Raw genomic sequence first — 26,611 nt, 5'->3', positions numbered from 1 at the left:
GGATCTCCGCGCCCCATTCCCGCATCGCTATCTTCGGCGAATGAATCTCCGCCTGATCGGTATCAGCGCCGGTGTGCTGATCATCTTGTCGCTCCCGCTGGCCGGAGCGATCGCGGGGCCGGATTTTGCCGGTCCGGATGACGGAAAAGGCGGCGGCCTGTTCTCGACGCTCGGGCTTTCGGACTCCCCGCACTCCCCGGACTCCAAGGGCTCCGCTCCGCGGAAGCCCGCCGGCTCGCCGGCCGCGGCGGGATCCCGGCAGCCCGGCCCGGTCGAGCAGCCCCGTACGGATTCCACGTGCGGACCGGAGGTGTCCTCGCCGCACGGAGTGGAGGCGCAGACCTGCGTCCTGGTGGCCGAAGGCCGGACGTGGGGCCGCAGTTACTACCGGAACACCAGCGGTCGCGCACTGGACGCCGTGCTGACGGTGATGGGGCCGGCCGGGCGGACGGTGCAGATCCTCTGCGCGGTCGGCCCGGGCGACGAGCCGGGGCTGTGCGAGACGCCGAGGGAGGAGTCGGCCGGGACTCCGGACAGCTATTCGGCAGTTGCGGAGTTTGCAGTTCCGGATGACGAAGGGCAGCTGCTGCTGCGGTCCGGGAGCAACTCACCGGTACCGGGTGACGGTTGAGCGCCGCCGAAATGGAAGGGCCCGGTCGCTGGCGACGGGGGATGCACCAGCGACCGGGCTACAAGAACGGTAACAAGAGATCGCCTGTTCGCAAATTCGATCTCTGATATTCAGACACCGATTTGCAGACGGTTAGCGGGAGTTGTGACTCCTGTCACCGGATCTGCGCGAGGGCGCAGGTCAGCTGAGGGTCACCTGGCGGTTGGTGAGTCCGCCGCGCGCCCGGCGCTCCTCCGTGGTCAGCGGTGCGTCCGAGGCCAGGGCCCCGGCCAGCCGCTCCGCGAGCTCCGCCGCGGGCTTCTCGACATCGTCCGCGGTGACCCCGGTGGGCAGGTCCCAGACCGGGACCATGAGGCCGTGCGCACGGAAGGAACCGACGAGCTTCGTGCCCTCGCCGAGCGAGGAGGTACCCGCCGCGTGCAGCCGCGCGAGGGCGTCGAGCAGCTTCTCCTCGGGGTGCGGCATGACCCAGCGCAGGTGGTTCTTGTCCGGCGTCTCGCACCAGTAGGCCGCGTCCACGCCGGCCAGCTTGACGGTGGGGATGGCGGCCGCGTTGGCGCGCTCCAGCGAGGCGGCGATCTCCGGGGAGGCGCTCTGGGCGCTCTCCGATTCCGGAATCCAGAATTCGAAGCCGCTGTGCACAACCGGCTCGAAACCGCCGTCGGCGTCCAGGAGATCCTGAAGTCGAGGCCCCTCGGCCGGGACCCGGCGGGCCGGAACCGGAGTGCCAGGCTCCGCTACGAGCGCACGCTCCAGGGTGTCGGCCATGTCGCGGCCGAGGTCCCCGGTGGAGGACTCGTTCTGCAGGCCGAGGAGGACCGATCCGTCCTCGCGGCGCAGCGCCGGCCAGGCCATGGGGAGCACGGTCACCAGCGTGACGGAGGGGACGCCCTCCGGCAGGCCGCCCTTGAGCGACAGCGGCACGGTCGCGGCGGGAACGAGCTCGCGCAGTGCGACCCAGTCGCACTCGCCGGGCAGGCCCTCGAAGGGGCGCCGCACGTGCTCGGTGACGGCGTGCGCGGCGGCAGCGCCGTGGCAGGCCTTGTAGCGGCGCCCGGATCCGCAGGGGCAGGGCTCGCGGGCGCCCACCACCGGGATCTCACCGTTCTTGAGCTGCGGCTTTGCAGTCTTGGCTGCGGGGCGCTTCTTGGCCATCGTGGGTGTCTCCCGGTTGCGGCGGTACGGCGTCGTGTCTGGGCGCGAGCCTAGCCGTTCGTACCGCCGGAACCGGGTGGGTGCGGCCGGGAGCACGGTCGGCGTGCGCTCCCGGACGGCCGCCTGTACGGATGACCGGTACTGCTGTCGGGGATCCCGGCTTCAGGGATCCAGATCGTCGAAGGCCGTACTGAAGTCGATCGCCGGGGGCGCAACGCGCGTAGCGAAATCCTCGTGCCGGGCCCCACCTGCGACGATCACCCAGACGGTGACCTCGCCGGACGCGCCATCCCGGACACCCCAGTCCTGAGCCAGGGCGCTGATGATGTTCAGCCCCCGGCCGCCGCGTGCGGTGACCGAGGGCGTCGAAGGAACAGGGCGAGTGGGCCCGCCCCCGTCCGTGACCTCGACCGTCAGCCGCCCCGCCTTGTCGACGCGCCATGCGGCGCGTATCTCCCCGTCCCCGACTTCCCGTGAGCCCAGTGGCCTGCCGTGTCGACAGGCGTTGCTGAGCAGTTCGGAAAGGATCAGTACGGCATCGTCCACGACCGATTCGGACACCCCGCTGATACGCAATTGCTCACGCATCCGGTGTCTCGCCTCGCCCACGCCCGCAGGACCATGGCGTACGTCCATGCACGACGACGTGGGCACTTCCTGTGCCACCACCAACGCCACCCCCGGAACCTCCTTAGCCCCACGCATGGTCTGGATGCCCCAATGGCCTGGACCGGAAACCGACGAAGCGGAGCCCTCTGACGCATTGGCGACGGCCGAATGCGGAGCGGATGCGCCGGGGCACACCCTGTGATGGACGGGGTGGGGGTGAGGGGTGCGCAAAAGGGGGCGTCAGCGCCCCAGTTGGGACAGAACCTGACGGGGTCTGTTCGTGATGATCGCTTCCACACCGAGATCAGCGCACAGCTGAACGTCTTCGGGATCGTTCACTGTCCATACGTGTACGGAGTGGCCCGCGCCCTGGAGCTTGCGGATGAAGCCGGGATGGTTGCGCACGATCCGCATTCCGGGGCCGGCGATCCGCACCCCCGCGGGCAGTCGGCCGTCGCGCATCCGGGGCGAGATGAACTGCATGAGGTACACGGTCGGGATCGTCGGGGCGGCCGCCCGTACCCGGTGCAGGGAGCGTGCGGAGAAGCTCATCACCCGCACGGGGTGCGGGCCCTCGGCGGGCGGGGCGTCCAGGCCGAAGCGCTTGAGGAGGAAGAGGAGGCGTTCCTCCACCTGTCCGGCCCAGCGGGTCGGGTGCTTCGTCTCGATGGCGAGCTGCACCGGCCGTTCGGCGGCGGAGACCAGCTCCAGCAGGCGTTCCAGGGTGAGGACGGAGGTGCGCTCGGGGTCCGCGTCCCAGTCGGGGGACTCCTCGCGGTCCTTCCACGAGCCGAAGTCGAGGGCGGCGAGATCGGCGAGCTCCAGGGCGGAGACGGCGCCGCGGCCGTTGGAGGTGCGGTTCACCCGGCGGTCGTGGACCAGGACCAGATGGCCGTCGGCGGTGAGCCGGACATCGCACTCGAGGGCGTCGGCACCGTCCTCGATGGCCTTCCGGTAGGCGGCCAGGGTGTGCTCGGGGGCATCCTCCGAGGCGCCGCGGTGGGCGACGACCTGGATGGGGCGCGGCGTTGCGTGGGTCACCGGGTCATGGTGCCACCGAGGAGCCCCCCGGCGTCGAGGCGGCCTCCTGCGGATGCGCCCGAAATGCCGGATATAAAGAATGTCGGGAGATGCACAGGTCCGGCTTACAGTGCTCTGACGGGTCATGGGAAAGGCTTTGCCCAGGAACTTGTGCGGCACGTCGAACGTTCAGCCGAACCGATCGCCAGAGATTTCCGAAGCCGTGTGTGACGAGGAGAGAGCGCTGTGAGCACCGAGAACGAGGGCACCGCGGCCCCCGCAACCCCCGCGGCCCCGTCCGCACCCCCTGCTCCGCAGCCGGTCGACGCACCCCAGGCCGCGGCGCCCGCCGCTCCTGCGGCCCCGGCCGCCCCGGCGCCCGCGACCGGAGCCGCCGAGCCGGTGACGCAGCAGCTTCCGCCCACGCCCGCGCCCGGCACCGAGCCGACCCAGCAGATCCCGCACACCCCGGAGCCCCCGGTCCCGGCTCCGGCCGCGCCGGGTGCCGCCCCGGCCGCTCCGGCTCCCGTCCCGGCCGCTCCGGCTCCCGTCCCGGCCGCTCCGGCTCCCGTCCCGGCCGCGCACGGCGCCGAGGGCTGGCCTCCCCCGCCGCCCACGGTGCCCGCGTACGGCGGCGGCGGCCACGGCGGTGGCGTGTGGGGCGCCCCCCTGACCGCGAACGGCGCCCCGCAGCCCAAGCCGAAGGGCAAGGGCGGCCTGATCGCGGGCGTGCTCGTGGCGGCCCTCGTCGCGGGCGGCATCGGCGGCGGTGTCGGCTATTGGGCCGCCGACCGCAGCAACAACGGCACCGGCTCGACCACCATCAGCGCGGGCAACACCCCCAAGGAGCTCAAGCGCGACGCCGGCTCCATCGCGGGCCTGGCCGCGGGGGCACTGCCCAGCGTGGTCACCATCGAGGCCTCGGCCGGGGACGGCGAGGGCGGCACCGGCACCGGGTTCGTCTACGACCAGCAGGGCCACATCCTCACCAACAACCACGTCGTGGCCTCCGCCGCGAACGGCGGCAAGCTCACCGCCACCTTCTCCGACGGCAAGAAGTACGAGGCCGAGGTCGTGGGCCGGGCCCAGGGCTACGACGTCGCCGTCCTGAAGCTGAAGAACCCGCCGGCCGGCCTCAAGCCGCTGCCGCTCGGCGACTCCGAGAAGGTCGCGGTCGGCGACCCGACCATCGCGATCGGCGCCCCCTTCGGCCTGTCCAACACGGTCACCACCGGCATCGTCAGCGCGAAGAACCGCCCGGTCGCCTCCGGTGACGGCTCCGGCGGCAAGAACTCGTACATGAGCGCGCTCCAGACGGACGCCTCGATCAACCCGGGCAACTCCGGTGGCCCGCTGCTCGACGGGCGCGGCGCCGTGATCGGCATCAACTCCGCGATCCAGTCGGCCGGCAACGGCGGCTTCGGCGGCGGCCAGGCCGGTTCCATCGGCCTCGGCTTCGCCATCCCGATCAACCAGGCGAAGAACGTCGCCGAGCAGCTGATCAAGACGGGCAAGCCGGTGTACCCGGTCATCTCGGTCTCCGTGGACCTCCAGGCCAAGTCCGAGGGCGCCAAGATCTCCGAGCAGGGCGCTCCCGCCAATGACCTGGTCGACCCGAACGGTCCGGCCGGCAAGGCGGGCCTCAAGCCCGGCGACATCATCACCGACTTCGGCGGCAAGCCGGTCGACAGCGGCCCGACCCTGATCAGCCTGATCTGGACCTACAAGCCGGGCGACACGGTGAAGCTGACCTACCTGCGCGGCGGCAAGCCGACCACGGTCGACATCACCCTCGGCTCGCGGGTGGGCGACAAGTAGCCGCCCCGCGGCCGGCCACCCGGCCGGCAGCAGTGGCTTGATGGTGAGGGGCCGTGGGCGCGATTCCGCCTACGGCCCCTCCCAACGTCCGCTTATGCTTCACGGGTGTTCGATTCCCGGCACATACGGACGTTCCACGCGGTGGTCGCCTCCGGGTCCTACTCGGCGGCCGCCCGCGTGCTCGGGTACACCCAGCCCGCCATCACCCAGCAGATGAAGGCGCTGGAACGCGCCGTGGGGACCCCGCTGTTCACGCGCGTGGGCAGAAAGATGCAGCTCACCGAGGCCGGGGAATCCCTCTCCCGGCACGCCGAGACCATCCTCGGCAGCCTCTCCGCCGCCGAGGCCCAGCTGAAGGCGTACGCGCGGCTGCGCACCGGCCGGGTCCGGCTCTGCGGCTTTCCCAGCGCCAACGTCACCCTCGTCCCCGAAGCCCTGAGCGGCCTGGCCAAGGACCATCCGGGCATCCAGGTCGAGCTGCTGGAGGGGGAGCCCCCGGATTCCCTGCGCCGGCTGGAGCGCGGGGAGTGCGACATCACCCTGGCCTTCACCTATCCCGGGCTCCACGAGGAGATCCCGGAGGAAGTCGCCGAGGTCAGGCTGCTGGAGGACCAGCTGACGGTGCTGCTCCCGACCGGGCACCCGCTGGCCCGCCGGCGCGCCGTGCACCTGGCGGACCTCGCCGAGGAACGGTGGATCGCGGGCTGTCCGCGCTGCCGGGCCAACCTGCTGCACGAGTGCGCGGAGCTGGGCTTCGTACCCGACATCCGCTTCGCCACCGACGACAACCTGGTGGTGCAGAGCCTGGTCGCACAGGGCCTGGGCGTGGCGATGATGCCCGCGCTGGTGTTGCCCTCCCTGTCGCTGACCCGGGTCTGCGGGCGGGCGCTGCAACCCGCCGCCCGCCGTCACATCGCCGCCTACGTCTACCGCGACCACCTGCGGATTCCGGCGACTGCCGTGGTGCTCGACGCGCTGAAGCAGGTGGCGGCGAACCGGGTCGGTTGCTGACCAACCCATAAGCGGTGCTTGGGATTTCAGGTCACAACTGTCGTTGGACGTGATGGAAGTACGGCAGCACGCTGCCGGTATGACCACCACCACACCGGCCCGTACGACCACGAGGATGGCCGCCCTCGTCAGTGAGATCCGCACGGTCGTGGACCGGGGGCTGGCCCCCGACCTGACCGCCTACCTCGTGGGTGAACTGCTCGGCCCGCACCTGGGCGCACCGGACCTCCTGACGCCGGCGCAGCAGGAAGGCGACTCGGAGCGGTACCGGCAGCACGTTCTGCACGCCGAGTCCGACGGCAGCTTCTCGGTGGTGGCGCTGGTCTGGCTGCCCGGGCAGGAGACCTGCATCCACGACCACGTCTCGTGGTGTGTGGCCGGGGTGCACGAGGGCGAGGAGAGCGAGCGCCGCTACCGGCTCGCGCCCGGCGCGGGGTCCGCCCGGCTGGTGCCCACCGAGGACGTGGTCAACGGGCAGGGCGAGGTCTGCGGGTTCGCCCCGCCCGGTGACATCCACAAGGTGCGCAACTCCTGCGGCACGAAGGCGATATCCGTGCACGTGTACGGGGCGGACGTGTCCCGGCTGGGCACCAGCATCCGTCGCGTCTACACCCAACCCCTCGACAGCAGCGCCTGATGGCCCTCCTCCACCGCCCTCGCGGTGTGGCGGTCCGGCATGTTTCACGTGAAACATCCACTCCCTGGCCCGGGTTGGCGGCCGCCGCGGGCGGGGCGCTGGTGGCCTGGTGCATCCACCGCATCGTGCCCGCCGTTCCCATGCTGACCGCCTCCGTGGTGCTGGGCATCGCCGTGGCGCACCTCCCCGGCCTCCGGACCTTCGTACGGGGAACGGCCCGCCCGGGCCTCTCCCTGGCGGGCCGGAGGCTGATGCGGATCGGCATCGTCCTGCTCGGGCTCGGCCTGGGGCTGGACCAGGTGCTGCGGTTGGGCTGGGCGACCGTGGCCATGGTGGCCGGGGTGGTCGCGGCCACCTTCTTCGGCACGCTGTGGCTGGGTCGACGCCTCGGACTGCCGGGGGACCAGCCGCTGTTGATCGCCACCGGGTACTCGATCTGCGGGGCTTCTGCGATCGGCGCGGTGAGCGAGGTGTCCGGGAGCGAAGAGGAGGACGTGGCCGCCTCGGTGGCGCTGGTGACCCTGTGCGGAACCCTGGCCATAGCGGTACTCCCGCTCCTCCAGGGCCCCTTGGGGCTCTCCGATCCGGCCTTCGGGCGGTGGGTCGGCGCAGGCGTGCACGATGTCGGGCAGGTGGTCGCGACCGCGCAGACCGCGGGGCCGGGCGCGCTCGGCGAGGCGGTGCTCGTCAAGCTGATGCGGGTGGCCCTGCTCGCGCCCCTGGTCGCGGCGGTCGCCTTCTCCGTACGGGCCCGGCGGCGCGGGGTGCGTACGGCCTCGGGACGCCGTCCGGCACCGGTGCCGCTGTTCGTGGCCGGGTTCCTGGCCGCGGCCGCGCTGCGGGCCACGGGCGTACTGCCCGACGTGGCGCTGGAATGGGCGCACACCGCGCAGGAGGCACTGCTCGCGGCGGCCCTGTTCGGCCTGGGGAGCGCGGTGCACCTGCCGACGCTGGCACGGACCGGCGGGCGGGCCGCGGCCCTGGGGCTCGGGGCCTGGGTGGTCGTGGCGGGGGTCTCGTATGCGGGTGTGCTGCTCACCGTATGAGGCGCGTACGGAAGGGAGTTGGCCAAATCATGGCCGGAACCGACCGAACGTTCTGACTGGCCGCTGACATCGCAGCGCGGCCGTGCCACTCTGCCCCCGGCAAGCCGCACAGCGCACCGCCGATCCGCACCGACCGTTCTTCACCCCCCACCTTGCCCTGGTCCGGGCACGGCAGAAGGAGTCATGCGTGAATCGTCATCGCACAGCCTTGTCGGCACTCCTATCGGCAGGCGCCCTGATCACGGGCGTCCTGACGGCGGCCACCCCCTCGATCGCGGCGGACGCCCCCGCGTCCTTCCGGCAGCAGCACACCCAGGGCTTCTGGACCGCCGAGCGGATGCGGGCGGCCACCCCGCTGGACATCACGGCGGCCCCCGGCGCGACCCGGACCCCGGTCGCCGGCCCGGCCGCGCCCACCAGCGTCCCCCCGACGGCGGCCTCGGCCGCCTCCCCCACGGCGTTCCCGCAGGCGGGCGGCGCCTGGACGGGCGGCGGAGCGGTCGTGAAGACCTCCGGCCGGGTCTTCTTCACGATGGGTGACCGGACGGCCTCCTGCTCCGGTGACTCGATCACGAGCGCCAACGGCAGCACGGTCATCACGGCCGGCCACTGCGTGAAGTACCAGGGCGCCTGGCACACGAACTGGGTCTTCGTCCCCGCCTACAACAACGGCACCGCGCCCTACGGCCAGTGGTCGGCCACCAAGACCTTCGCCACCGACCAGTGGGCCGCGAGCGAGGACATGAACATGGACGTCGGCCTCGCCGTCGTCGCCCCGCTGAACGGGCAGACGCTGAGCCAGGCCGTCGGCGCCCAGGGCATCCTCTTCAACGGCGGCTACAACAAGAAGATGTACTCCTTCGGCTTCCCCGCGGCAGCCCCGTACGACGGGACCAAGCTGGTCTACTGCAGCGGCAACAGCGGCAAGGACTTCCTGCTGACCAAGGACCACAGCCTGGCCTGCAACATGACCGGCGGCTCCAGCGGCGGCCCCTGGTTCCAGGACTTCAACGAGGCCACGGGCCTCGGCACCCAGGTCTCGGTCAACAGCTTCGGCTACACCTTCCTGCCGAACCGCATGTACGGCCCGTACTTCGGCAACGAGGCGAAGGCGGCCTACGACAAGGCCCAGACCGCCTGACCCCACACCAGCCCCACCGGCCCCGCCTGCCCGGTACTCTGTACCGGCCAGGTGGGTTGCCCGAGCGGCCTAAGGGAACGGTCTTGAAAACCGTCGTGGCGCGAGTCACCGTGGGTTCAAATCCCACACCCACCGCAGCTGAGCGGCCCCTGACCAGTAATCCGGTCAGGGGCCGCTCGCGTATCCGCCCACGGTGGTTGGTTCATCCGAGTGGTGTTTGTCGGAAGATCGGCGCGCGTCGTGGGAGCGGTGCGGTTGCGAACACATCATGACGAATGTATTCAGATCCGCCCGTCGGAACATCGCGAAACGAGGCATTCGTCATGGCTCAGCGCAGCACCCTCACCTCGATCTGGACCTCCGTCCTCGCCGCCCTGGTGGCGCTGCTCACCGCTCTCGGTCTCGGTGGGAAGGCCGCCCCGGCCGCCGCCTCCGTCGCGGCTTCCGCCGACCCGGCCCCCGCCGCCTCCGTGCGTCGGCCGGCCTTCGCGGCCCGGCGGACCTGGCGGGCGATGATGCGGGGCGGTTCGCTCCCGCCGACCATCAAGCAGCGGATCCGCGCCGAGGCGCACGGCAAGACCCCGTCCGTCCGCCGTTCGACCACCGCCGCAGCCATGGGCGCCGGACCGGGAACCGGCGTACGGGAGCCGGCCCTGGTCGGAGCCGCGCTCACGAACGCTGCTGCCGGTGCCGCGCGGAACGCGCTCGCGCTCGCCGCTTAGGGCCGCCCGTACGCCACGTAGGTCCGTAGAGGCGTACACCCGCAGGTCTGTAGGTCTGTAGGTCTGTAGCTCCGTAGGTTCGCAGGTCCGTAGGTTCGTGGAGAACAGGCGCTGGAGCCCGGTCGTAGGTGACCGTGGATCGCGCCGCGCGATGTGCCCCCGGAGTGGGGCACGGTGGGATTGCCCCGGCGGGCGCCAGGGGCGTGCAGGGGGCGTGAAGCCCGGTATTGCAGGGCCGCAGGCCCGGGAGACGGTGGGGTTCCCGGACGGCGCGGCCCTTTTTGGCATGTCCGCAGGCGTGGATCTGGCGGAACGCTTCATCCCTTGTGGGGCAGGGGTGTCGGCAGGTTCCGGAGTGCTGACCTGGGGCTTCGGGGGCGCGAATGAGGTTTATCCGATGTTGGTCATACTTGCGGGGGAATCCTGGACTCCGGGGTGGTTTGCCGGGGATTCGGTGGGCAACTCTGGTCTCGCGACGTCGTCACCACACGGAACGACCGAGGCGGTCGGCCAACTGCCTTGGAGCAAGTCCCACTTCGGTTTTCTGGAGGATAAAGACATGGCAAGCATCCGTACCGCCCGCGTCATCGCCGCCGTCGCCGCTCTCCCCCTCGCCGTCGCCCTGTTCGGCGGGGTTGCCTCGGCCGACAACGGCTCCTTCGCGAACGACGGATCGAATGCGAGCGTCGCCAGCATCATCGGCAGTGGTGTGGGCGGGAACAACCACGGCAACTCGTCCACCTCGCAGCAGGTGGCCACCGGCTCGGGCGCCTCCAATCAGAACAACACCGCGCAGGTGAACGGGTCCGCCTTCACCGCGATCGACCAGGACAACTCGAACGTCGCGGTCAACTTCTACCCCTGGTGGTAGCCGCGGCCTGAGCCGCTCGAACTGTTGAGGGCGCCTGTGCGACCGGACCGGCTGGGGTCCGGTAGCGCAGGCGCCCTCGCGCGTGCCTGACCCTCCCGTGCCTTGCCGGGGCCCTCCCGACCTTGACACCGCAGGTGAATCTGACGGACAGTCAGGTTCACTCGATGATGTGATGCCGGGAGGCCAGCGCCGTGCACCTCGCCCCGACCGAAGGCCAGTTGCGGCTCCGTGCCGAACTGCGGGAGTACTTCCAGGATCTACTGCCGGACGGGGTCCCCGAGGACCCGGCCCGCCAGCGCGAACTGCTGCGCCGCATAGGCGCCGACGGACTGCTCGGCCTCGGCTGGCCCGTCGAGTACGGCGGCCAAGGGCGCGGCCCCGACGAGCAGTTCGTCTTCTTCGACGAGGCCTACCGGGCCGGCGCCCCCGTCTCGATGGTCACGCTCAACACCGTCGGTCCGACCCTGATGAAGTACGGGACCCAGGAGCAGAAGGACTACTTCCTGCCCCGGATCCTCAGGGGCGACATCGTCTTCGCCATCGGCTACTCGGAACCCGAGGCCGGCACCGACCTCGCCTCGCTGCGCACCCGCGCCGTCCGCGACGGCGGGACCGCCGGGACCACCGGGGACGCGGGGGATGCCGGCGACGCCGGCGACTGGGTGATCGACGGGCAGAAGATCTTCACCTCCAATGCCCAGAACGCGGACTGGATCTGGCTCGCCTGCCGCACCGACCCCGAGGCCCCCAAGCACAAGGGCATCTCGATCATCCTGGTGCCCACCGACGCCCCGGGCTTCTCCTGGACCCCGATCGAGACCGTCGGCGGACTCACCACCACGGCGACGTACTACGACTCCATCCGTGTGCCCGCCGGCAACCTCGTCGGCCCCGAACACGGCGGCTGGGGCCTGATCACCAACCAGCTCAACCACGAGCGCGTGGCCCTCGCCGCCATCGGCATGCAGGCGGAGGACTTCTACGAAGCCGCCCTCACCCACGCCCGCACCCCCGACCCCGGCACCGGCGACCGTCCCGCCGACCTGCCCTGGGTGCAGTCCCGGCTCGCCGAGGCCCACGCGCGGCTGGCCGCCGTACGCCTCCTCAACTGGCGCCTCGTCCAGGACGTGGGCGCCGGCACCCTGGCTCCCGGCGACGCCAGCGGCGTCAAGTTCCTCGGCACCGAATCCACCGTCGAGGTGTACCGGATGTGCCAGGAGGTGGTCGGCGAGCAGGCCCTGATCCGAGGGCCGGGTGCCGAGGCCTTCGAGGGCGGGGAGCTGGAGCGGCTGAACCGGGCCGCCCAGATCAACACCTTCGGCGGCGGGGTCAGCGAGGTCCAGCGGGAGATCGTCGCCATGATGCGGCTCGGCATGAAGGGAAGGAAGCGATGAGGGCAGACGCGGCCGGAGCCACCCGGCAGGCGGCCGAGGCGATCGGGTCCGACGGGGCAGCCCGGTTCCACGCACTCCTGACGGCCTTCGAGGGCCGCCCCGCCGCAACCGCCGGCCGGGCCAAGGACCCGGTCAACGAGCCGATGATCCGCCACTGGTGCGAGGCGATGGGCGATGCCAACCCCGCCTACACCGGGCCGGACGCCATGGCCCCGCCCACCATGCTCCAGGCCTGGACGATGGGCGGGCTCTCCGGCCACACGGACCGCTCCTCCGCCTACGACGAGCTGTTCACGCTCCTCGACGGCGCGGGCTTCACCTCCGTCGTCGCCACCGACTGCGAGCAGGAGTACCTGCGGCCGCTGCGCCCCGGCGACGAGGTCACCTTCGACGCCGTCATCGAGTCCGTGTCACCCCGCAAGACGACCAAGCTCGGTACCGGCCACTTCGTGACCACCCGCATGGACGTCCGGGTCGACGGCGAGATCGCCGGCACCCACCGCTTCCGGATCCTCAAGTTCGCCCCCGCGGCCAAGCGGGAGAAGAAGCCCGAGGCCCGGCGCCCCCGCCCGGTGATCAACCGCGACAACCAGGGCTTCTGGGACGGGGTACGGGACCACAAACTGCTGATCCAGCGCTGCACCGCCTGCGCCACCCTCCGCTTCCCGTGGCTCCCCGGCTGCAATGCCTGCGCCTCCCCCGACTGGGACACCGTCGAGGCGTCCGGAGCCGGCACGGTGTTCAGCTACGTCGTCATGCACCACCCGCCCTTCCCCGCCTTCGACCCTCCCTACGCCGTCGCGCTGGTCGAGCTCGCCGAAGGCGTCCGCATGGTCAGCAACATCACCGGCGTCCCGTACGACAAGGTCCGCATCGGCCTCCCCGTCCAGCTGGAGTTCCTGCGCGTCGACGACGACCTCGAACTCCCCGTCTTCCGAGGGAGTGCGGCCTGATGGACTTCCACCCCACCGAGGAGCAGGCCGCCGCGGCCGGCCTCGCCGCGCAGATCTTCCGCGACCTCGCCACCCACGAACGCCTCGCCGCCGCCGGCACCGGCAGCGACGCCGAGCTGTGGAAGGCCCTCGCCGCCTCCGGGCTGATCGCCGCCGTCCCCGACATCGGCCTGCTCGGCCTGGTGCTGCTGCTGGAGGAACAGGGCCGCACCACCGCCCAGGTCCCCTACGCCGCCACCTGCGTGTACGGGATGCTTCCGATCGCCGCGCACGGCAGCGCCGACCAGCGCGACCGCCTGCTGCCCGCCCTGGCCACGGGCGAGGCCGTCGCCACCGGAGCCTTCCCGGCCCGCGGCCGCCGGATCACCGCGTCACCGGACGGCCGGCTCAGCGGCACCGTCCCCGCCGTACCGTGGCTGCGCGAGGCCACCCACGTGCTGGTCCCGGACGCGGACCGGGCGCTGTGGCTCGTGCGGACCGACGCGCCGGGCGTACGGACCTCCGCGGTGGAGACCACCGCCCCCTGGTCGGCCGGGTGGCTGACCCTGGACGGCGCCGAGGCGGAGCGCGTCGGAACGGGCCCGGCGGCGTACGAGGACACGCTCGCCGCCGCCCGCACGGCCTTCGCCGGGCTCCAGGCGGGCGTCTGCGCGGGCTCGCTCGCGCGGGCGGTGGAGTACACCTGCACCCGCGAGCAGTTCGGCCGGCCGCTCTCCACCAATCAGGGCGTCATGCTGCGCGCGGCGGACGCCTACATGGACACCGAGGCGATCCGGGTCACCGCCTACGAGGCGGCATGGCGCATCGACGAGGGGCTCCCGGCGCGCGAGCACGCGCTGACGGCGGCCTGGTGGGCCTCGGAGGCGGGCAAGCGGGTCGTGCACGCGGGCCAGCACCTGCACGGCGGCATGGGCGCCGATCTCGATCACCCCGTCCACCGGCACTTCCTGTGGGGGCGCCAGCTGGACGGGTACCTGGGCTGCGGCAGCGAGCTGCTGGCCGAACTGGGCGCCGTACTGGCGCAGGAGGGCTGAGGCATGGTCGGCGCGCTGAGAGTCGGCGGGGAACTGCCGCCGCTGGAGATCCCGGTCACCCGCACCCTGATCGTCGCGGGCGCGATCGCCTCCCGCGACTACCAGGACGTCCACCACGACGCCTCGCTCGCGCGGGAGAAGGGCTCCCCGGACATCTTCATGAACATCCTGACCACGAACGGCCTGGTCGGCCGCTACATCACCGACCACCTCGGGCCCCACGCCGTCCTGCGCAAGGTGGCCATCCGCCTCGGCGCCCCCAACTATCCGGGCGACACCATGACCCTCACCGGTACGGTCACCGCCCTGGACGGGGACACCGCCGAGATCCGCGTCGTCGGGGCCAACGCCATCGGCCACCACGTCACCGGCACGGTCACCGTGACCCTGGCCCAGGGGGGCGCGGAATGAGCGTCCGTACCCGCGACGAACTCGGCGGCCGCGCCGCCATCGCCGGCATCGGCGCGACCGAGTTCTCCAAGGACTCGGGCCGCAGCGAGCTCAAGCTCGCCGTGGAGGCCGTGCACGCGGCCCTCGACGACGCCGGGCTCACCCCGGCCGACGTCGACGGCATGGTCACCTTCACGATGGACACCAGCCCCGAGATCACCGTCGCCCAGGCGGCCGGCATCGGGGACCTGTCCTTCTTCTCCCGCATCCACTACGGCGGCGGCGCGGCCTGCGCCACCGTCCAGCAGGCCGCGCTCGCCGTCGCCACCGGGGTGGCCGAGGTCGTGGTCTGCTACCGCGCCTTCAACGAGCGCTCCGGGCGCCGCTTCGGTTCCGGCGTGCAGCAGCGCGAGCCCTCGGCGGAGGGGGCGGCGCTCGGCTGGTCGCTGCCCTGGGGTCTGCTGACACCCGCCTCATGGGTGGCCATGACCGCCCAGCGCTACCTGCACGCCTACAACCTCACCCCCGAGGCCTTCGGGCACGTCGCGGTCACCGACCGCCGGCACGCCGCGAACAACCCCGCCGCGTACTTCCACGGCAAGCCCATCACCCTCGCCGACCACGCCGCCTCGCGCTGGATCGTGGAGCCGCTGAGGCTGCTCGACTGCTGCCAGGAGACCGACGGCGGCCAGGCCCTCGTCATCACCACGACCGAGCGGGCACGCGACCTGCGGCACGCGCCCGCCGTGATCACCGCGGCCGCCCAGGGCGCCGGCCGGCGCCAGGAGGGCATGACCTCCTTCTACCGCGACGACCTCACCGGGCTGCCGGAGATGGACGTGGTCGCCCGCCAGCTGTGGCGGACCAGCGGGCTGCGACCCTCCGACATCGACGTCGGCATCCTCTACGACCACTTCACCCCCTTCGTCCTGATGCAGCTGGAGGAGTTCGGCTTCTGCAAGCAGGGCGAGGCCGCCGATTTCGTGGCCGCCGACGCGCTGCCGCTCAACACCCACGGCGGCCAGCTCGGGGAGGCGTACCTGCACGGCATGAACGGCATCGCCGAGGCCGTCCGCCAGCTGCGCGGCACCTCCGTCAACCAGGCCGCGGGGGCCGAACACGTCCTGGTCACCGCCGGTACAGGCGTACCGACGTCCGGGCTGATCCTCGGAGCCGACCACTGAGGTCCATATGCCGGTGGGCTCCCCCTCCTCCACCTTCAGGAGGTGGAGCACCTCCCGGCCCTACAACCTGAGGTGGACCCCTCTTCGGCACCTGCGGCCGATCCCAGGGCGTGCGCGCGCTCCTAGCGTGGAGCCATGACCACGCCTGTGTGCACACTCGCCTCGAATCCGACGCCCTACCCGTCGTTCTCGGCGTACGTCCGGACCCGCGGCACGGTCCTGATGCGCACCGCGCGCTCCCTCACCGCCAACCCCTGCGATGCGGAGGACCTGCTCCAGACGGCCCTGGCCAAGACGTACGTGGCCTGGGACCGCATCGAGGACCACCGTGCCCTGGACGGCTATGTCCGGCGGGCCCTGGTCAACACCCGCACCTCCCAGTGGCGCAAGCGCAAGGTCGACGAGTTCGCCTGCGACGAGCTCCCGGAGACCGAGGAGGCCCCCGCCGCGGATCCCGCGGAGGCGCAGGCCCTGCGGGACGCGATGTGGCGCGCGGTCACCCGGCTGCCCGACCGGCAGCGGGCCATGGTCGTCCTGCGCTACTACGAGGACCTCAGCGAGGCGCAGACCGCCGAGCTGCTGGGGGTCTCGGTCGGCACGGTCAAGAGCGCCGTCTCCCGCGCGCTGGTCAAACTCCGCGAGGACCCCGAGCTCACTCCGGTCAGGTGAGCCGGAGGCGGAGCCGGATCCTGAGGATGTTTCACGTGAAACACCGATCCGCACGTCGCCGCGCGGGATGTTTCACGTGAAACACGGCCCGGTTTCTACCCCCGGGTAGTGACATGCCGACCGGTACGTGCGCAGAATCGGCAGCATCCGTAGCCGCCGCAGCGCCGCAGCGCTCACCGGGAGGACGCTTTGCTGAGCACCATGCAGGACGTACCACTCCTCGTCACCCGCATACTCCAGCACGGGATGACGATCCACGGGAAGTCCCAGGTCACGACCTGGACCGGGGAGGCTGAGCCGCACCGCCGCAGCTTCGCCGAGATCGGTATCCGTGCCACCCGCCTCGCGAACGCCCTGCGCGACGAGCTCGGGGTGCAGCAGGACGACCGTGTTGCCACCCTCATGTGGAACAACTCGGAGCACGTCGAGGCGTACTTCGCGATCCCCTCCATGGGCGCGATCCTGCACACCCTCAACCTGCGGCTCCCTCCCGAGCAGCTGGTCTTCATCGTCAACCACGCCGTCGACCGCGTCGTCCTCGTCAACGGCACGCTGCTGCCCCTCCTCGCGCCGCTGCTGCCCCACCTGCCGACCGTCGAGCACGTCGTGGTCTCCGGCGTCGGCGACCGCTCCGCGCTCGAAGGCCTCGATGTGCGCGTGCACGAGTACGAGGAACTCCTCGCGGGGCGTCCCGACAGCTACGACTGGCCCGAGCTGGACGAGCGCCAGGCCGCGGCCATGTGCTACACCTCCGGCACCACCGGGGACCCCAAGGGCGTCATCTACTCGCACCGCTCGATCTACCTGCACTCCATGCAGGTCAACATGACCGAGTCGATGGGGCTGACCGACAGGGACACCACCCTCGTCGTGGTTCCCCAGTTCCACGTGAACGCCTGGGGGCTTCCGCACGCCACCTTCATGACCGGTATCAACATGCTGATGCCGGACCGGTTCCTGCAGCCCGCGCCGCTCGCCGAGATGATCGAGCGGGAAAAGCCCACGCACGCCGCGGCCGTCCCCACCATCTGGCAGGGCCTGCTGGCAGAGGTCACCGCCAACCCGCGCGACCTCACCTCGATGAAGCAGGTCACCATCGGCGGCGCGGCCTGTCCGCCCTCCCTGATGGAGGCCTACGACAAGCTCGGCGTCCGCCTCTGCCACGCCTGGGGCATGACCGAGACCTCCCCGCTGGGCACCATGGCGCACCCGCCGGCCGGGCTCAGCGCCGAGGAGGAGTGGCCCTACCGGATCACCCAGGGCCGCTTCCCGGCCGGCGTCGAGGGCCGCCTGGTCGGCCCCGGCGGGGACCTGCTGCCCTGGGACGGGCAGTCGGCGGGCGAGCTGGAGGTCCGCGGCAACTGGATCGCGGAGTCCTACTACGGCGGCGCCTCCGGCGAACCCATCCGCCCCGAGGACAAGTTCAGCGCGGACGGCTGGCTCAAGACCGGCGACGTCGGCGTCATCAGCCCCGACGGCTACCTCACCTTGACCGACCGGGCCAAGGACGTCATCAAGTCCGGCGGCGAATGGATCTCCAGCGTGGAGCTGGAGAACGCGCTCATGGCGCACCCCGAGGTCGCCGAGGCGGCGGTCGTCGCCGTCCCGGACGACAAGTGGGGCGAGCGCCCGCTGGCCACGGTCGTCCTCAAGGAGGGCGCCACCGTGGGCTACACGGAGCTGCGCGCGTTCCTCGGCCAGTCCATCGCCAAGTGGCAGCTGCCGGAGCGCTGGACGATCATCGAGGCCGTTCCGAAGACCAGTGTCGGCAAGTTCGACAAGAAGGTGATCCGCAAGCAGTACGCGGACGGCGCGCTGGACGTCACGAAACTGGACTGACCGGCTCTCAACCCTTGGTGAGCCATGGCCGCAGCAGCTTGCTGACCGCGGGCATGGCCACGTAGGTCATCAGGGTGCTGAAGACGACGGCGAAGGCCGCGGTCCGCACCACGAAGTTCAGATCCACCAGGTACGGCCCGAGCACCGCGTTGCCCAGCAGCGAGATCGGGAAGATGGCCAGCCCCGAGCTGATCACCATCTTCCACCGCGGCGGCGCGGGCCGGGTCGTACCCGGCTTGGCGAACCACGTCTCCATGCCGTGCAGTTCCCGGCGGGCTATCTCCGTGTGGTGGTGGCCGAGGCAGTTGGAGAACCACTCCGCCCGCTCCGCGGAGTCCTGCCAGCGCTGGAACGCGGCCTGGTTCCGGAAGCGGTGGACCAGGAACCACGGCCCGCCTTCCGCCGCCGGGCGGAAGAGCCCGTACCCGAGGTGGTCCGGGAAGCTCGCGGCCGTCTCCAGGATCCCGTGGGCCCAGGCTTCGAAGGTCTCCTCGTGCCCCGGCTCCACCTGCCGCGCGATGAGCAGGTTCACCTCCCCGTTGTCGGCGGGGACGGTGTGCTCGGACGTGTCGATGATGGCCATCGGGCCAGGATTACTAGTTGGTGCCGATCTTCGCCAGCAGGTCCACGATGCGGCCCTGGACGTCGTCGGTCGTGGCCCGCTCGGCGAGGAAGAGCACGCTCTCGCCGGAGGCCAGCCGCGGCAGTTCGGCCGGGTCGATGCCGGTCGTCGTGTAGACGACCAGCGGGGTGCGGTTCAGCTGCCCGTTGGCGCGCAGCCAGTCCACGATCCCGGCCCGCCGGCGCCGGACCTGCATCAGGTCCATGACGACCAGGTTGGGGCGCATCCGCGTAGCCAGTTCCACGGCGTCGGTATCGGCGCCCGCGCGGGCGACCTGCATGCCGCGCCGCTCCAGGGCCGCGGTCAGCGCGGTCGCGATCTCGTCGTGCTCCTCGATCAGCAGCACGCGGGAGGGGTGCTGCTCGCTGTCGCGCGGCGCGAGCGCCTTCAGCAGGACGGCGGGATCCGCGCCGTACGCCGCCTCGCGCGTGGCGTGCCCGAGCCCGGCCGTGACCAGTACGGGGACCTCGGCGGCCGCCGCGGCCTGGCGCAGGGACTGCAGGGCGGTCCGGGTGATCGGCCCGGTCAGCGGGTCCACGAACAGAGCGGCGGGGAACGCGGCGATCTGCGCGTCCACCTCCTCGCGGGAGTGCACGATCACCGGGCGGTAGCCGCGGTCGCTGAGCGCCTGCTGCGTCTGCACGTCGGGCGCGGGCCACACGAGCAGCCGGCGCGGGTTGTCCAAGGGCTCCGGCGGCAGCTCGTCGTCGACGGGCCGCGGCACGGGACGGTTGACCACCTCCACGGCGCCGCCCGGACCGTCCAGCGGCTCGGGACCCTCGTCGGAGCCCGCCTCGGGAGCCCCTATGGCGAAGGCCCGGCCCTGGGGCGCGGGCTCGGAGAGCCGGCGACGGCGGCCGGAGCCCGAGCCGGCGGGGTCCACGGAGATGCCCTGGCCCAGGGTGCCGAGGGCGCGCACGCTGATCGGCTGCGCGGCCTGGCCCTCCGCCGGGGTGTCCTGCGGCTGCCTGGCCCCGGGCACGGCGACCTGGCCCGAGGCCTGGTCGTCCTCGGGAGCGGTCCGGGCCGCGGGAACGGGCCATGCCGGGGTCGCGGGCAGGGCACGCCGCCGCCCGGTGGGGTGGGCCGCTTCCACGGGGTCCTCCGCGGCCGCGGAGGACGGCGCAGCGGCTGCTTCGGCCTCGGCGGCGGGCGCGCCCAGCACCCGGCGTCCGCGCCGCCCGGCCGGGGCGTCGCCATCGGCCTCGGCGGGAGCGGGTGCCGAGCCGGCCATCGCGGGGGTCTGCGGAGCCGACGGAGCCGGCGTCGGTCCGGCGGGCAGCGCGAAGCCGCCCTCGGGAGCGATGGGGCGCGGGGGAGCCTGTGCGGGGGCGGGCGTCGGCCCGAGCCCGGTCGCCGGCACGGGACCACCGGGCTGAGCGGGAGCGCCAGGACCGGCGGAACCGGAAGGACCGACCGGGCCGGCCGGACCCAGGGCCCGCCGCCGCCCGGCGGGATGCTCCGTCACCGGAACCGGGGGCACCGCGGGCACGGGAGGCAGTGCGGGCATGGCGGTCCCCTGCGGGGGTACCGGCCGCCCGGGACCGTCCTGGCCCCCGATGGTGCCGGTGCCGCCGGGCCCACCGGTCGCGCCGTCCTCGCCGCTGCCGTCGCCGGCCCGGCCGCGCCTGCGCCCGGTGCCCAGCCCCGCCGGGTTCACCGGGGACTGCGCGAGCTCCAGGCCCGCGTCGGGGACGCCGGCTTCGCCTGCCCGCCGCCGCCCGGACGGCAGCGCCAGCGCGCTCCCGCCCTGGCCGGCCTGCCCCGCGTCGGGCGTCGCGGCCTCGTCGTCCAGGAAGGCGTCCACACCGCGCCGGCCCCGGCGCCCGCCGGAGACCTTGCCCGGGGCCGCGCCGCCGCCCGTTCCCGCGGCGTCTTCGGCCGCGGCGGCCGGGGGCTCCTCCGCCGGCTCCGGCAGGGTCACCGTCCCGGCTCCCGCGCCCAGCGGCAGCTCCAGCACGTACGCCCCGCCGGGCGCGCCCGGCACCTCCACCGTCTGGAGCACGCCCCCGTGTGCGGCCACGATCCCCCGCACGATCGGCTCGTGGACCGGGTTGCCGCCCTCGTACGGCCCGCGCACCTCGATCCGTACGACATCGCCGCGCTGTGCGGCCGCCACCACGATCGTCGAGTCGCTGTACCCGCTGCCCTGGCGGGTCTTGCCGGTGGCGTCCACCCCGGCGACGTCCGCGACGAGGTGCGCGAGCGCGGTCGCGATCCGGTCGGCGTCCACCTCGGCCTCGATCGTCGGCGCGTGGACGGCGAACTGCGCGCGGCCCGGGCCGATCAGCTCGACCGCTCCGTCGACGCCGGCCGCGACGACGCCGTTGATCAGGACCTTCTTCTTGGTGAGCCGGTCGGTGCCGGAGTCCAGGCGCTGGAAGCCGAGCACGTTGTCCACCAGCGTGGTCATCCGGGAGTACCCGGCGGCCAGGTGGTGCAGCAGCTGGTTGGCCTCGGGCCACAGCTGCCCCGCGTCGTCGGCGGCCAGCGTCGCCAGTTCCCCGCGCAGCTCGTCCAGCGGCCCGCGCAGCGATTCGCCCAGGACGGCCAGCAACTGTGCGTGGCGGGCGGCGAGGGCGTCGTAGCGCCGGCGGTCGGTGAAGGTCATGACGGCGCCGACGAGCTGCTCCCCGTCCCGTACGGGAGAGGTGGTCAGGTCGACGGAGACCGGCTGCCCGGCCTTGTTCCACAGCACCTGTCCGCGCACGCGGTGCTTGCGTCCGCTGCGCAGGGTGTCGGCGAGCGGGGACTCGTCGAACGGGAAGGGGGAGCCGTCGGCCCGGGAGTGCAGGACCAGCCCGTGCAGTTCGCGGTTGCCGAGGTCGGTGGCGCGGTAGCCGAGGATCTGGGCGGCGGCCGGATTGACCAGCACCACCCGTCCGTCGGTGTCGGTTCCGACGACGCCCTCCGCGGCGGCCCGCAGGATCATCTCGGTCTGCCGCTGGGAGCGGGCCAGCTCGGCCTCGGTGTCCACGGTTTCGGAGAGGTCCCGCACGACGAGCATCAGCAGCTCGTCACCGGTGTAGGAGGGTTGCGGCTCGCGGTAGGCGTCGCGGCCGTCGAGGTGGGCGCTGGTGACCTCGACGGGGAACTCGCTGCCGTCGGTGCGCCGCGCGATCATCCGCTTGGGCCTGGACCGGCCGCCTTCGTCCTCACCGGGCCGGCGCATGGAGCCGGGGATCAGCTTGGAGTCGAACTCGGGCAGAAGATCGAGCACGCCGCGGCCGACGAGCCCGGTGCCCGGGCTCTCCATGACCTCGAGAGCGATCGAATTGGCGTTGACGACAGTGCCGTTGGCGTTGACGAGCAACAGCGCGTCCGGAAGAGCGTCGAGTATTGCTGCGAGGCGAGCAGCGCCTCGGGATGGCCTGCTGCTCACGACGAGCTTCCTCCCTGACCACAACTACCGGCATGTCACGGGAGGAGTCTAAGGCCACAGCCCCCCGGCGGGGTGGCCGATGTGGGGTGGATACCGCCCGTTCCGCGCATCCTCCCAGGTCAGGAACGCCCACTCGGAAGCAGAGGTTCCAACTCGTCCCAGCGGTCGATTTCGCAGCCGTTCGTCCGGCGGAAGGTCGCGTTCACCTTGCGCCCGTGCCAGCTACCGGTGATCCGGGCGGTGGCAGGGCCGCCGTTCTGCGCGGTGCAGATCTCGGAATTGGAGACGGGAGCGAAGGGGTCCTTGCCCTCGTCGGTGAGCCGCTCCAGCGTTGCGCAGGACTCCTGCGGCCAGGGGTGATTGCCGCCCGCGGGGCCGCATTCGAGTTGGTACTCGCGGTCCATCTGCCGGTTGCCGGTCTTGGCCATGGTGATCGTGAGGCGGTCGGGCCCCGACAGCAGCCCGTTCAGGGGCTCGGGGAGCGGGGGCAGCGGCCCGGCGGCCGCGGCGGCCAGGGCGGAGGTGACGGCGAAGGCGGCGAGACGCAGCATGGGGCACTCCAGGTCGTCCGTACGTCGTACGCCTGACCAACGACGCGGGCGCGCCGACGTTGCGCGCTGCCAGGGGTTTAAGGCTTTGCCCTCCGCCCGCCCCTGCTAGTACCGTGGGAGCGGATTGGTGAGGGGCCCTGCGCCTGTGTCATCATCTGCACGCACCTTCGTACGCGAGGGTGTGCTGGAGGCGTCGCCTAGTCCGGTCTATGGCGCCGCACTGCTAATGCGGTTTGGGGCTTACCCCCCATCGAGGGTTCAAATCCCTCCGCCTCCGCACTTCACGAAGCCCCGGTCCATGCGGACCGGGGCTTCGGTGCGTTCGGGGTGCGCGCTGCGGAGATGCCGGCCGCCGCGGCGGCGCTCCGGCTCCCGGGTGAACCTCCGGGACGTGGGCCCCGCCCCAACCGGATGATCTTCTTCCAGGGTGTTTCCGCAGGTCAGAGCAGGTGTGGCTAATGGATTTCGCGTCCCGGCGAGGTCCATGTATTGTTGTTCTCGCAAGGCCAACGGGGCGCAAAACCCCAGCAAGCCAAGCACTCGTAGCTTAACGGATAGAGCATCTGACTACGGATCAGAAGGTTGCAGGTTCGAATCCTGCCGAGTGCACAGCAGGACGAAGGCCCCCAGGAGAAATCCTGGGGGCCTTCGTCGTACGTCCTCCCCGAGTCCTCCTTGGTGGGGAGGGAGTACCCCGGAGGTTGTCAGGGGTGGGATGGCTCTGGCGGGGGACGCGGGTTACGCGCGGGCGTCGGTACGGTCTTTTACAGATCGTTCGAGCGTGATCGTTCGAACCTGACGGGCGGGGGCTCTCATGGGACTGTTCGGAAACGCGCACAGCATCGACCGCGCGTCGGCGCAGCGGGACTACGCGCGGCTGCTGGGCCAGGGCGAGCAGGTGCATGCCGCCTATCTGCTGATCCGGGACACGATCCTGCTCACCGACCGGCGGCTGGTGCTCGTCGACAAGCAGGGGCTCACGGGCAAGAAGGTCGAGTACCACTCGATCCCCTACCGGAGCATCACGCACTTCTCCGTGGAGACCGCCGGCCACTTCGATCTCGACGCCGAGCTCAAGATCTGGATATCCGGGATCCCGGCGCCGATCGAGAAGACCTTCACCAAGGGCGTCGACATCTACGAGGTGCAGGCGATCCTCACGCAGTTCGTCGCCCGGTAGGAGGGCCCCTTGAGGGGGTGATTGCCGAATTCTGTTCGGTTCGATGGTGGGATTGCAGGATCCGGTACCGTCTACGCAAGGGCCGACGGGCCCATGGGAGGAAAACGCGTGGACGACATCGACCGGGCGCTCGTCCTGCGCCTGCAGGAGGACGCCAGCCAGTCGTACGCCGCTCTCGGCACGGCGGTCGGGCTCTCGGCCGGGGCCACCCACGAGCGGGTACGGAAACTCCGCGAGCGCGGGGTGATCCGGCGGACCACGATCGAGGTCGATCCGGCCGCGGTCGGCAGCGGAGTGCTCGCCTACGTGATGGTCGACTCCAACGCCTGGATGGGCGAGTCCGGCGCCGCCTTCGCCGCGATCCCCGAGATCCAGGAGGCGCACATCATCGCGGGGAGCGCCTCGGTGCTGGTCAAGGTGCGCACGGCCTCGACCGGGCAGTTGCAGGACGTCCTGCGCCGCCTCTACGCCATCGACGGGGTCAGCGGTACGCACGCCACCGTCGCCCTCGACACCTTCTTCGAGCGGCCGCTCCCGCTGTGACCTGGTGGTGCACGGGGATCCGGTGGAGCGACGGCCGGCCCGCCATCGGGTGGTACGGGCAGGGGCGCGGCGAGCGGGCGAGCGTGCTCGCCTACGGGCAGCGGCTGGCCTTCGTGGCGCACGGGGAGCGGCACTGCCTCGGAGTGCGGCGGGCCGGGAAACGGACGCCCTGCCCCACCGCGGCCACCGTGCCCGGCCGCGCGGGGAATGCCCAGTGCCCCGAATGTGCGCGCCTCGACCGGTCGTTCTCGGTGGCCGCCGACACCAACGTGGCCGATGCGCGCACCTATCGGGTCTATCTGGCCTGGTTCGGGCCCGGGATGGTCAAGGTCGGCATCACCGCCGAGGAGCGTGGCGCGGCCCGGCTGCTGGAGCAGGGGGCGGTGGCCTGGAGCTGGCTGGGGCGCGGGCCGCTCATGGCCACCCGGCGCACCGAGGAGCTGCTGCGGGCGGCCCTCGGGGTGCCCGACCGGATCGCGTACGCCCGTAAGCGGGCCGTACGGGCACACCTGCCGGCCGCGCCCGAGCGGGCCCGGGAGGTCGCCGAGCTGCACAGCCGGGCGGCCGCGCTGTCCGGGTGGCCGGAGTCGCTCGAACGGGTGGGGTGCGAAGTCGTCGACCATGCGGGGGCGTTCGGGCTGGACGGGCTTCCCGCGCCCGGGCGGGTGGTCAGCGAGATGGTTTCCGGCGGGGCGGTCGTGGGCCTGCTGGCGGGCGCCGCCGGGCCCGATCTGCACCTCGCGGACGGGCTGGTGGTGGACACCCGGCTGCTGGCGGGCTGGGAGCTCGTGGCTCCGCCGGACGAGGCCGTGACCAGCGTGCCGGTGGCGCAGGTGCCGGCCGCCGCCACGGCTCCCGTCGAGCAGGACGGGCTGTTCTGAGGGTTCTGCCGCCGGCGGCGCCCATGGTCAAAACTTGGATCCCTTTGGCCTTCCGGGGCCGATTCCGGTGGACATTCCGGTGGCCCGCCGCAGAGGGTGGTGGGCATGACCACTCAGCCGGTACCGGCCTTCGAACCCCCTTACCTGATGGCCGTCTTCAGCAATGTCCGCACCGCCGACGACAGCGGGTACCCCGAGACCCTCGCCCGGATGAACGAGATCGTCGCGGAGAATCCCGGCTTCCTCGGATACGAGTCCGCCCGCACCCCGGGAGGCCTCGGCATCACGGTCGCCTACTTCCGCGACCACGAGTCGCTCACCGCGTGGCGCGAGGACCTGGAGCACCGGGCCGCCATGAAGCAGGGCCGCAACGACTGGTACGAGAGCTACTCCCTGCACGTCGCCACCGTCGAGCGGAGCCACGGCTTTGTCCGCAACGGCTGAGGCCGTCCGCGCCTTCCGGGACCGGCTCGGGCTGCCCGGACTGGTGGACGTCCACACGCACTTCATGCCCGAGCGGGTCCTGGACAAGGTGTGGGACTACTTCGACGCGATCGGCCCGCTGACCGGTGTCGAATGGCCCATCACCTACCGGCACGAGGAAGAGAAACGCGTCACGCTCCTGCGGGAGTTCGGGGTCCGGGCCTTCACCGCCATGCTCTACCCGCACAAGCCGGCGATGGCGGCCTGGCTCAACGCCTGGTCCGCCGACTTCGCCGCCCGGACCCCCGACTGCCTGCACACCGCGACCTTCTTCCCGGAGGAGGGCGTGGAGGCGTACGTCCGGCAGGCCGTCGAAGCGGGGGCGCGGATCTTCAAGGCGCACCTCCAGGTCGGCGGCTACGACCCGAACGACGACCGGCTCGACGCGGTGTGGGGGCTGCTGGCCGAGGCCGGGGTCCCCATCGTGATCCACTGCGGCTCCGGACCCGCCCCCGGCAAGCACACCGGCCCCGAGCCGATCGCCCGGCTGCTGGCCCGCCACCCACGGCTCCCGCTGATCGTCGCCCACATGGGCATGCCCGAGTACGCCGACTTCCTCGACCTCGCAGAGCGGTACGGCGAGGTGCGCCTGGACACCACCATGGCCTTCACCGACTTCTCCGAGCGGATCAACGGCTTCCCGCCCGGGGGCCTGGGCCGCCTCGCGGACCTCGGCGACCGGATCCTGCTCGGCACCGACTTCCCGAACATCCCCTACCCGTACGAGCACCAGCTCGACGCCCTGGAGCGGCTCGGCCTGGGAGACGACTGGCTGCGGGCCGTCTGCCACGACAACGGCGCCCGCCTGTTCCGCCTCCCCGGCTGAGCGGCCCCGCTCCGTTTCT

General features: G+C 71.9%; 25 protein-coding genes, 3 tRNA genes and 1 pseudogene. 23 read left to right on the top strand and 6 right to left on the bottom strand.

From position 1 onward, the window contains the following. Positions 1 to 40 precede the first annotated feature (40 nt). Positions 41 to 631 carry a hypothetical protein gene (locus tag ACFWBN_RS00685; RefSeq protein ID WP_385168312.1) on the top strand — a complete coding sequence of 197 codons (591 nt, stop codon included), beginning with the start codon at positions 41 to 43 and terminating at the stop codon, positions 629 to 631. Positions 632 to 811: 180 nt separating this feature from the next. Here the strand turns inward: ACFWBN_RS00685 and ACFWBN_RS00680 are convergent, their stop codons facing one another. From ACFWBN_RS00680 to ACFWBN_RS00670, 3 genes and pseudogenes are all read right to left on the bottom strand, one after another. Then, on the bottom strand, positions 812 to 1,786 hold the full coding sequence (locus ACFWBN_RS00680) for a DUF5926 family protein (protein WP_385168310.1): 975 nt from the start codon (positions 1,784 to 1,786) through the stop codon (positions 812 to 814). A 162-nt stretch (positions 1,787 to 1,948) separates the two neighbouring features. Further along, a pseudogene (locus tag ACFWBN_RS00675) lies at positions 1,949 to 2,550 on the bottom strand (ATP-binding protein). An 85-nt stretch (positions 2,551 to 2,635) separates the two neighbouring features. Next, positions 2,636 to 3,436 (bottom strand): glycerophosphodiester phosphodiesterase, encoded by an 801-nt coding sequence (locus ACFWBN_RS00670; RefSeq protein WP_385168308.1) that lies wholly within the window; start codon positions 3,434 to 3,436, stop codon positions 2,636 to 2,638. A gap of 225 nt (positions 3,437 to 3,661) precedes the next feature. Between ACFWBN_RS00670 and ACFWBN_RS00665 the strand changes: the two genes are divergently transcribed. From ACFWBN_RS00665 to ACFWBN_RS00595, 15 genes are all read left to right on the top strand, one after another. After that, entirely contained in the window at positions 3,662 to 5,233 is a 1,572-nt protein-coding gene (locus ACFWBN_RS00665) for a S1C family serine protease (protein ID WP_385168305.1), read from the top strand. A 105-nt stretch (positions 5,234 to 5,338) separates the two neighbouring features. Next, on the top strand, positions 5,339 to 6,244 hold the full coding sequence (locus tag ACFWBN_RS00660; RefSeq protein ID WP_385168302.1) for a LysR family transcriptional regulator: 906 nt from the start codon (positions 5,339 to 5,341) through the stop codon (positions 6,242 to 6,244). 79 nt (positions 6,245 to 6,323) lie between these two features. Further along, positions 6,324 to 6,881 (top strand): cysteine dioxygenase, encoded by a 558-nt coding sequence (locus ACFWBN_RS00655; RefSeq protein ID WP_385168300.1) that lies wholly within the window; start codon positions 6,324 to 6,326, stop codon positions 6,879 to 6,881. Continuing rightward, entirely contained in the window at positions 6,881 to 7,927 is a 1,047-nt protein-coding gene (locus tag ACFWBN_RS00650) for a YeiH family protein (protein WP_385168297.1), read from the top strand. Before ACFWBN_RS00655 ends, ACFWBN_RS00650 begins: the two co-directional genes overlap by 1 nt. Before the next feature lie 187 nt (positions 7,928 to 8,114). Next, the gene (locus tag ACFWBN_RS00645; protein ID WP_385168295.1) at positions 8,115 to 9,068 is read left to right on the top strand and encodes a trypsin-like serine peptidase; all 954 of its coding nucleotides are present in this window, start codon (positions 8,115 to 8,117) and stop codon (positions 9,066 to 9,068) included. Positions 9,069 to 9,118: 50 nt separating this feature from the next. Then, positions 9,119 to 9,203: transfer RNA gene (locus tag ACFWBN_RS00640), tRNA-Ser, on the top strand. A 188-nt stretch (positions 9,204 to 9,391) separates the two neighbouring features. Further along, complete coding sequence (locus ACFWBN_RS00635) at positions 9,392 to 9,790, top strand: DUF6344 domain-containing protein (protein ID WP_385168292.1); 399 nt, start codon at positions 9,392 to 9,394, stop codon at positions 9,788 to 9,790. 559 nt (positions 9,791 to 10,349) lie between these two features. Further along, on the top strand, positions 10,350 to 10,661 hold the full coding sequence (locus tag ACFWBN_RS00630; RefSeq protein ID WP_385168289.1) for a hypothetical protein: 312 nt from the start codon (positions 10,350 to 10,352) through the stop codon (positions 10,659 to 10,661). A gap of 191 nt (positions 10,662 to 10,852) precedes the next feature. Next, positions 10,853 to 12,055 carry an acyl-CoA dehydrogenase family protein gene (locus ACFWBN_RS00625; RefSeq protein ID WP_385168286.1) on the top strand — a complete coding sequence of 401 codons (1,203 nt, stop codon included), beginning with the start codon at positions 10,853 to 10,855 and terminating at the stop codon, positions 12,053 to 12,055. Then, positions 12,052 to 13,008 (top strand): bifunctional MaoC family dehydratase N-terminal/OB-fold nucleic acid binding domain-containing protein, encoded by a 957-nt coding sequence (locus ACFWBN_RS00620; protein WP_385168281.1) that lies wholly within the window; start codon positions 12,052 to 12,054, stop codon positions 13,006 to 13,008. The genes ACFWBN_RS00625 and ACFWBN_RS00620 overlap by 4 nt, the downstream gene beginning before the upstream one ends. Beyond that, the gene (locus tag ACFWBN_RS00615; protein ID WP_385168277.1) at positions 13,008 to 14,042 is read left to right on the top strand and encodes an acyl-CoA dehydrogenase family protein; all 1,035 of its coding nucleotides are present in this window, start codon (positions 13,008 to 13,010) and stop codon (positions 14,040 to 14,042) included. Before ACFWBN_RS00620 ends, ACFWBN_RS00615 begins: the two co-directional genes overlap by 1 nt. 15 nt (positions 14,043 to 14,057) lie before the next feature. Further along, positions 14,058 to 14,453: a MaoC family dehydratase gene (locus ACFWBN_RS00610; RefSeq protein ID WP_385168909.1), complete on the top strand. Its 396-nt coding sequence runs from the start codon at positions 14,058 to 14,060 to the stop codon at positions 14,451 to 14,453. Then, positions 14,450 to 15,616, top strand: coding sequence for a lipid-transfer protein (locus ACFWBN_RS00605; RefSeq protein WP_385168273.1), 1,167 nt, complete (start codon positions 14,450 to 14,452; stop codon positions 15,614 to 15,616). The genes ACFWBN_RS00610 and ACFWBN_RS00605 overlap by 4 nt, the downstream gene beginning before the upstream one ends. 135 nt (positions 15,617 to 15,751) lie before the next feature. After that, on the top strand, positions 15,752 to 16,285 hold the full coding sequence (locus ACFWBN_RS00600) for a SigE family RNA polymerase sigma factor (RefSeq protein WP_385168267.1): 534 nt from the start codon (positions 15,752 to 15,754) through the stop codon (positions 16,283 to 16,285). Positions 16,286 to 16,474: 189 nt separating this feature from the next. Continuing rightward, complete coding sequence (locus ACFWBN_RS00595; RefSeq protein ID WP_385168262.1) at positions 16,475 to 18,124, top strand: long-chain fatty acid--CoA ligase; 1,650 nt, start codon at positions 16,475 to 16,477, stop codon at positions 18,122 to 18,124. A 7-nt stretch (positions 18,125 to 18,131) separates the two neighbouring features. On the opposite strand, the gene ACFWBN_RS00590 is transcribed toward ACFWBN_RS00595, so the two are convergent. From ACFWBN_RS00590 to ACFWBN_RS00580, 3 genes are all read right to left on the bottom strand, one after another. Beyond that, the gene (locus ACFWBN_RS00590) at positions 18,132 to 18,707 is read right to left on the bottom strand and encodes an antibiotic biosynthesis monooxygenase (RefSeq protein WP_385168259.1); all 576 of its coding nucleotides are present in this window, start codon (positions 18,705 to 18,707) and stop codon (positions 18,132 to 18,134) included. A gap of 13 nt (positions 18,708 to 18,720) precedes the next feature. Beyond that, positions 18,721 to 22,128 (bottom strand): PAS domain-containing protein, encoded by a 3,408-nt coding sequence (locus ACFWBN_RS00585; protein WP_385168256.1) that lies wholly within the window; start codon positions 22,126 to 22,128, stop codon positions 18,721 to 18,723. A gap of 119 nt (positions 22,129 to 22,247) precedes the next feature. Beyond that, positions 22,248 to 22,679 carry an SSI family serine proteinase inhibitor gene (locus ACFWBN_RS00580; RefSeq protein WP_385168253.1) on the bottom strand — a complete coding sequence of 144 codons (432 nt, stop codon included), beginning with the start codon at positions 22,677 to 22,679 and terminating at the stop codon, positions 22,248 to 22,250. A 186-nt stretch (positions 22,680 to 22,865) separates the two neighbouring features. Here ACFWBN_RS00580 and ACFWBN_RS00575 point away from each other — a divergent pair. From ACFWBN_RS00575 to ACFWBN_RS00545, 7 genes are all read left to right on the top strand, one after another. Further along, positions 22,866 to 22,956 (top strand) — tRNA-Ser (locus ACFWBN_RS00575). A gap of 259 nt (positions 22,957 to 23,215) precedes the next feature. Further along, positions 23,216 to 23,288, top strand: a tRNA-Arg gene (locus ACFWBN_RS00570). 205 nt (positions 23,289 to 23,493) lie between these two features. Then, on the top strand, positions 23,494 to 23,859 hold the full coding sequence (locus ACFWBN_RS00565) for a PH domain-containing protein (protein WP_385168248.1): 366 nt from the start codon (positions 23,494 to 23,496) through the stop codon (positions 23,857 to 23,859). A 108-nt stretch (positions 23,860 to 23,967) separates the two neighbouring features. Beyond that, the gene (locus ACFWBN_RS00560) at positions 23,968 to 24,402 is read left to right on the top strand and encodes an Lrp/AsnC family transcriptional regulator (RefSeq protein WP_385168245.1); all 435 of its coding nucleotides are present in this window, start codon (positions 23,968 to 23,970) and stop codon (positions 24,400 to 24,402) included. Next, the gene (locus ACFWBN_RS00555) at positions 24,399 to 25,283 is read left to right on the top strand and encodes a DUF2797 domain-containing protein (protein ID WP_385168242.1); all 885 of its coding nucleotides are present in this window, start codon (positions 24,399 to 24,401) and stop codon (positions 25,281 to 25,283) included. The genes ACFWBN_RS00560 and ACFWBN_RS00555 overlap by 4 nt, the downstream gene beginning before the upstream one ends. A gap of 105 nt (positions 25,284 to 25,388) precedes the next feature. Then, positions 25,389 to 25,727: an antibiotic biosynthesis monooxygenase family protein gene (locus ACFWBN_RS00550; protein ID WP_385168239.1), complete on the top strand. Its 339-nt coding sequence runs from the start codon at positions 25,389 to 25,391 to the stop codon at positions 25,725 to 25,727. After that, positions 25,711 to 26,592 carry an amidohydrolase family protein gene (locus ACFWBN_RS00545; protein WP_385168236.1) on the top strand — a complete coding sequence of 294 codons (882 nt, stop codon included), beginning with the start codon at positions 25,711 to 25,713 and terminating at the stop codon, positions 26,590 to 26,592. The genes ACFWBN_RS00550 and ACFWBN_RS00545 overlap by 17 nt, the downstream gene beginning before the upstream one ends. Positions 26,593 to 26,611 lie beyond the last annotated feature (19 nt).

The organism is Streptomyces sp. NPDC059989, assembly GCF_042736975.1.
Classification (GTDB): domain Bacteria; phylum Actinomycetota; class Actinomycetes; order Streptomycetales; family Streptomycetaceae; genus Streptomyces.
Note: the sequence above shows the minus strand (reverse complement) of the source record. Positions and strands in the feature narration are given on the sequence as shown.

Excerpts from the sequence above, each read along its gene's own strand:
- ACFWBN_RS00630 (WP_385168289.1), top strand. The coding sequence starts at position 10,350 with ATGGCAAGCATCCGTACCGCCCGCGTCATCGCCGCCGTCGCCGCTCTC.
- ACFWBN_RS00655 (WP_385168300.1), top strand. The coding sequence starts at position 6,324 with ATGACCACCACCACACCGGCCCGTACGACCACGAGGATGGCCGCCCTC.
- ACFWBN_RS00565 (WP_385168248.1), top strand. The coding sequence starts at position 23,494 with ATGGGACTGTTCGGAAACGCGCACAGCATCGACCGCGCGTCGGCGCAG.
- ACFWBN_RS00650 (WP_385168297.1), top strand. The coding sequence starts at position 6,881 with ATGGCCCTCCTCCACCGCCCTCGCGGTGTGGCGGTCCGGCATGTTTCA.
- ACFWBN_RS00680 (WP_385168310.1), bottom strand. The coding sequence starts at position 1,786 with ATGGCCAAGAAGCGCCCCGCAGCCAAGACTGCAAAGCCGCAGCTCAAG.
- ACFWBN_RS00620 (WP_385168281.1), top strand. The coding sequence starts at position 12,052 with ATGAGGGCAGACGCGGCCGGAGCCACCCGGCAGGCGGCCGAGGCGATC.
- ACFWBN_RS00590 (WP_385168259.1), bottom strand. The coding sequence starts at position 18,707 with ATGGCCATCATCGACACGTCCGAGCACACCGTCCCCGCCGACAACGGG.
- ACFWBN_RS00635 (WP_385168292.1), top strand. The coding sequence starts at position 9,392 with ATGGCTCAGCGCAGCACCCTCACCTCGATCTGGACCTCCGTCCTCGCC.
- ACFWBN_RS00605 (WP_385168273.1), top strand. The coding sequence starts at position 14,450 with ATGAGCGTCCGTACCCGCGACGAACTCGGCGGCCGCGCCGCCATCGCC.
- ACFWBN_RS00600 (WP_385168267.1), top strand. The coding sequence starts at position 15,752 with ATGACCACGCCTGTGTGCACACTCGCCTCGAATCCGACGCCCTACCCG.
- ACFWBN_RS00615 (WP_385168277.1), top strand. The coding sequence starts at position 13,008 with ATGGACTTCCACCCCACCGAGGAGCAGGCCGCCGCGGCCGGCCTCGCC.
- ACFWBN_RS00550 (WP_385168239.1), top strand. The coding sequence starts at position 25,389 with ATGACCACTCAGCCGGTACCGGCCTTCGAACCCCCTTACCTGATGGCC.
- ACFWBN_RS00685 (WP_385168312.1), top strand. The coding sequence starts at position 41 with ATGAATCTCCGCCTGATCGGTATCAGCGCCGGTGTGCTGATCATCTTG.
- ACFWBN_RS00580 (WP_385168253.1), bottom strand. The coding sequence starts at position 22,679 with ATGCTGCGTCTCGCCGCCTTCGCCGTCACCTCCGCCCTGGCCGCCGCG.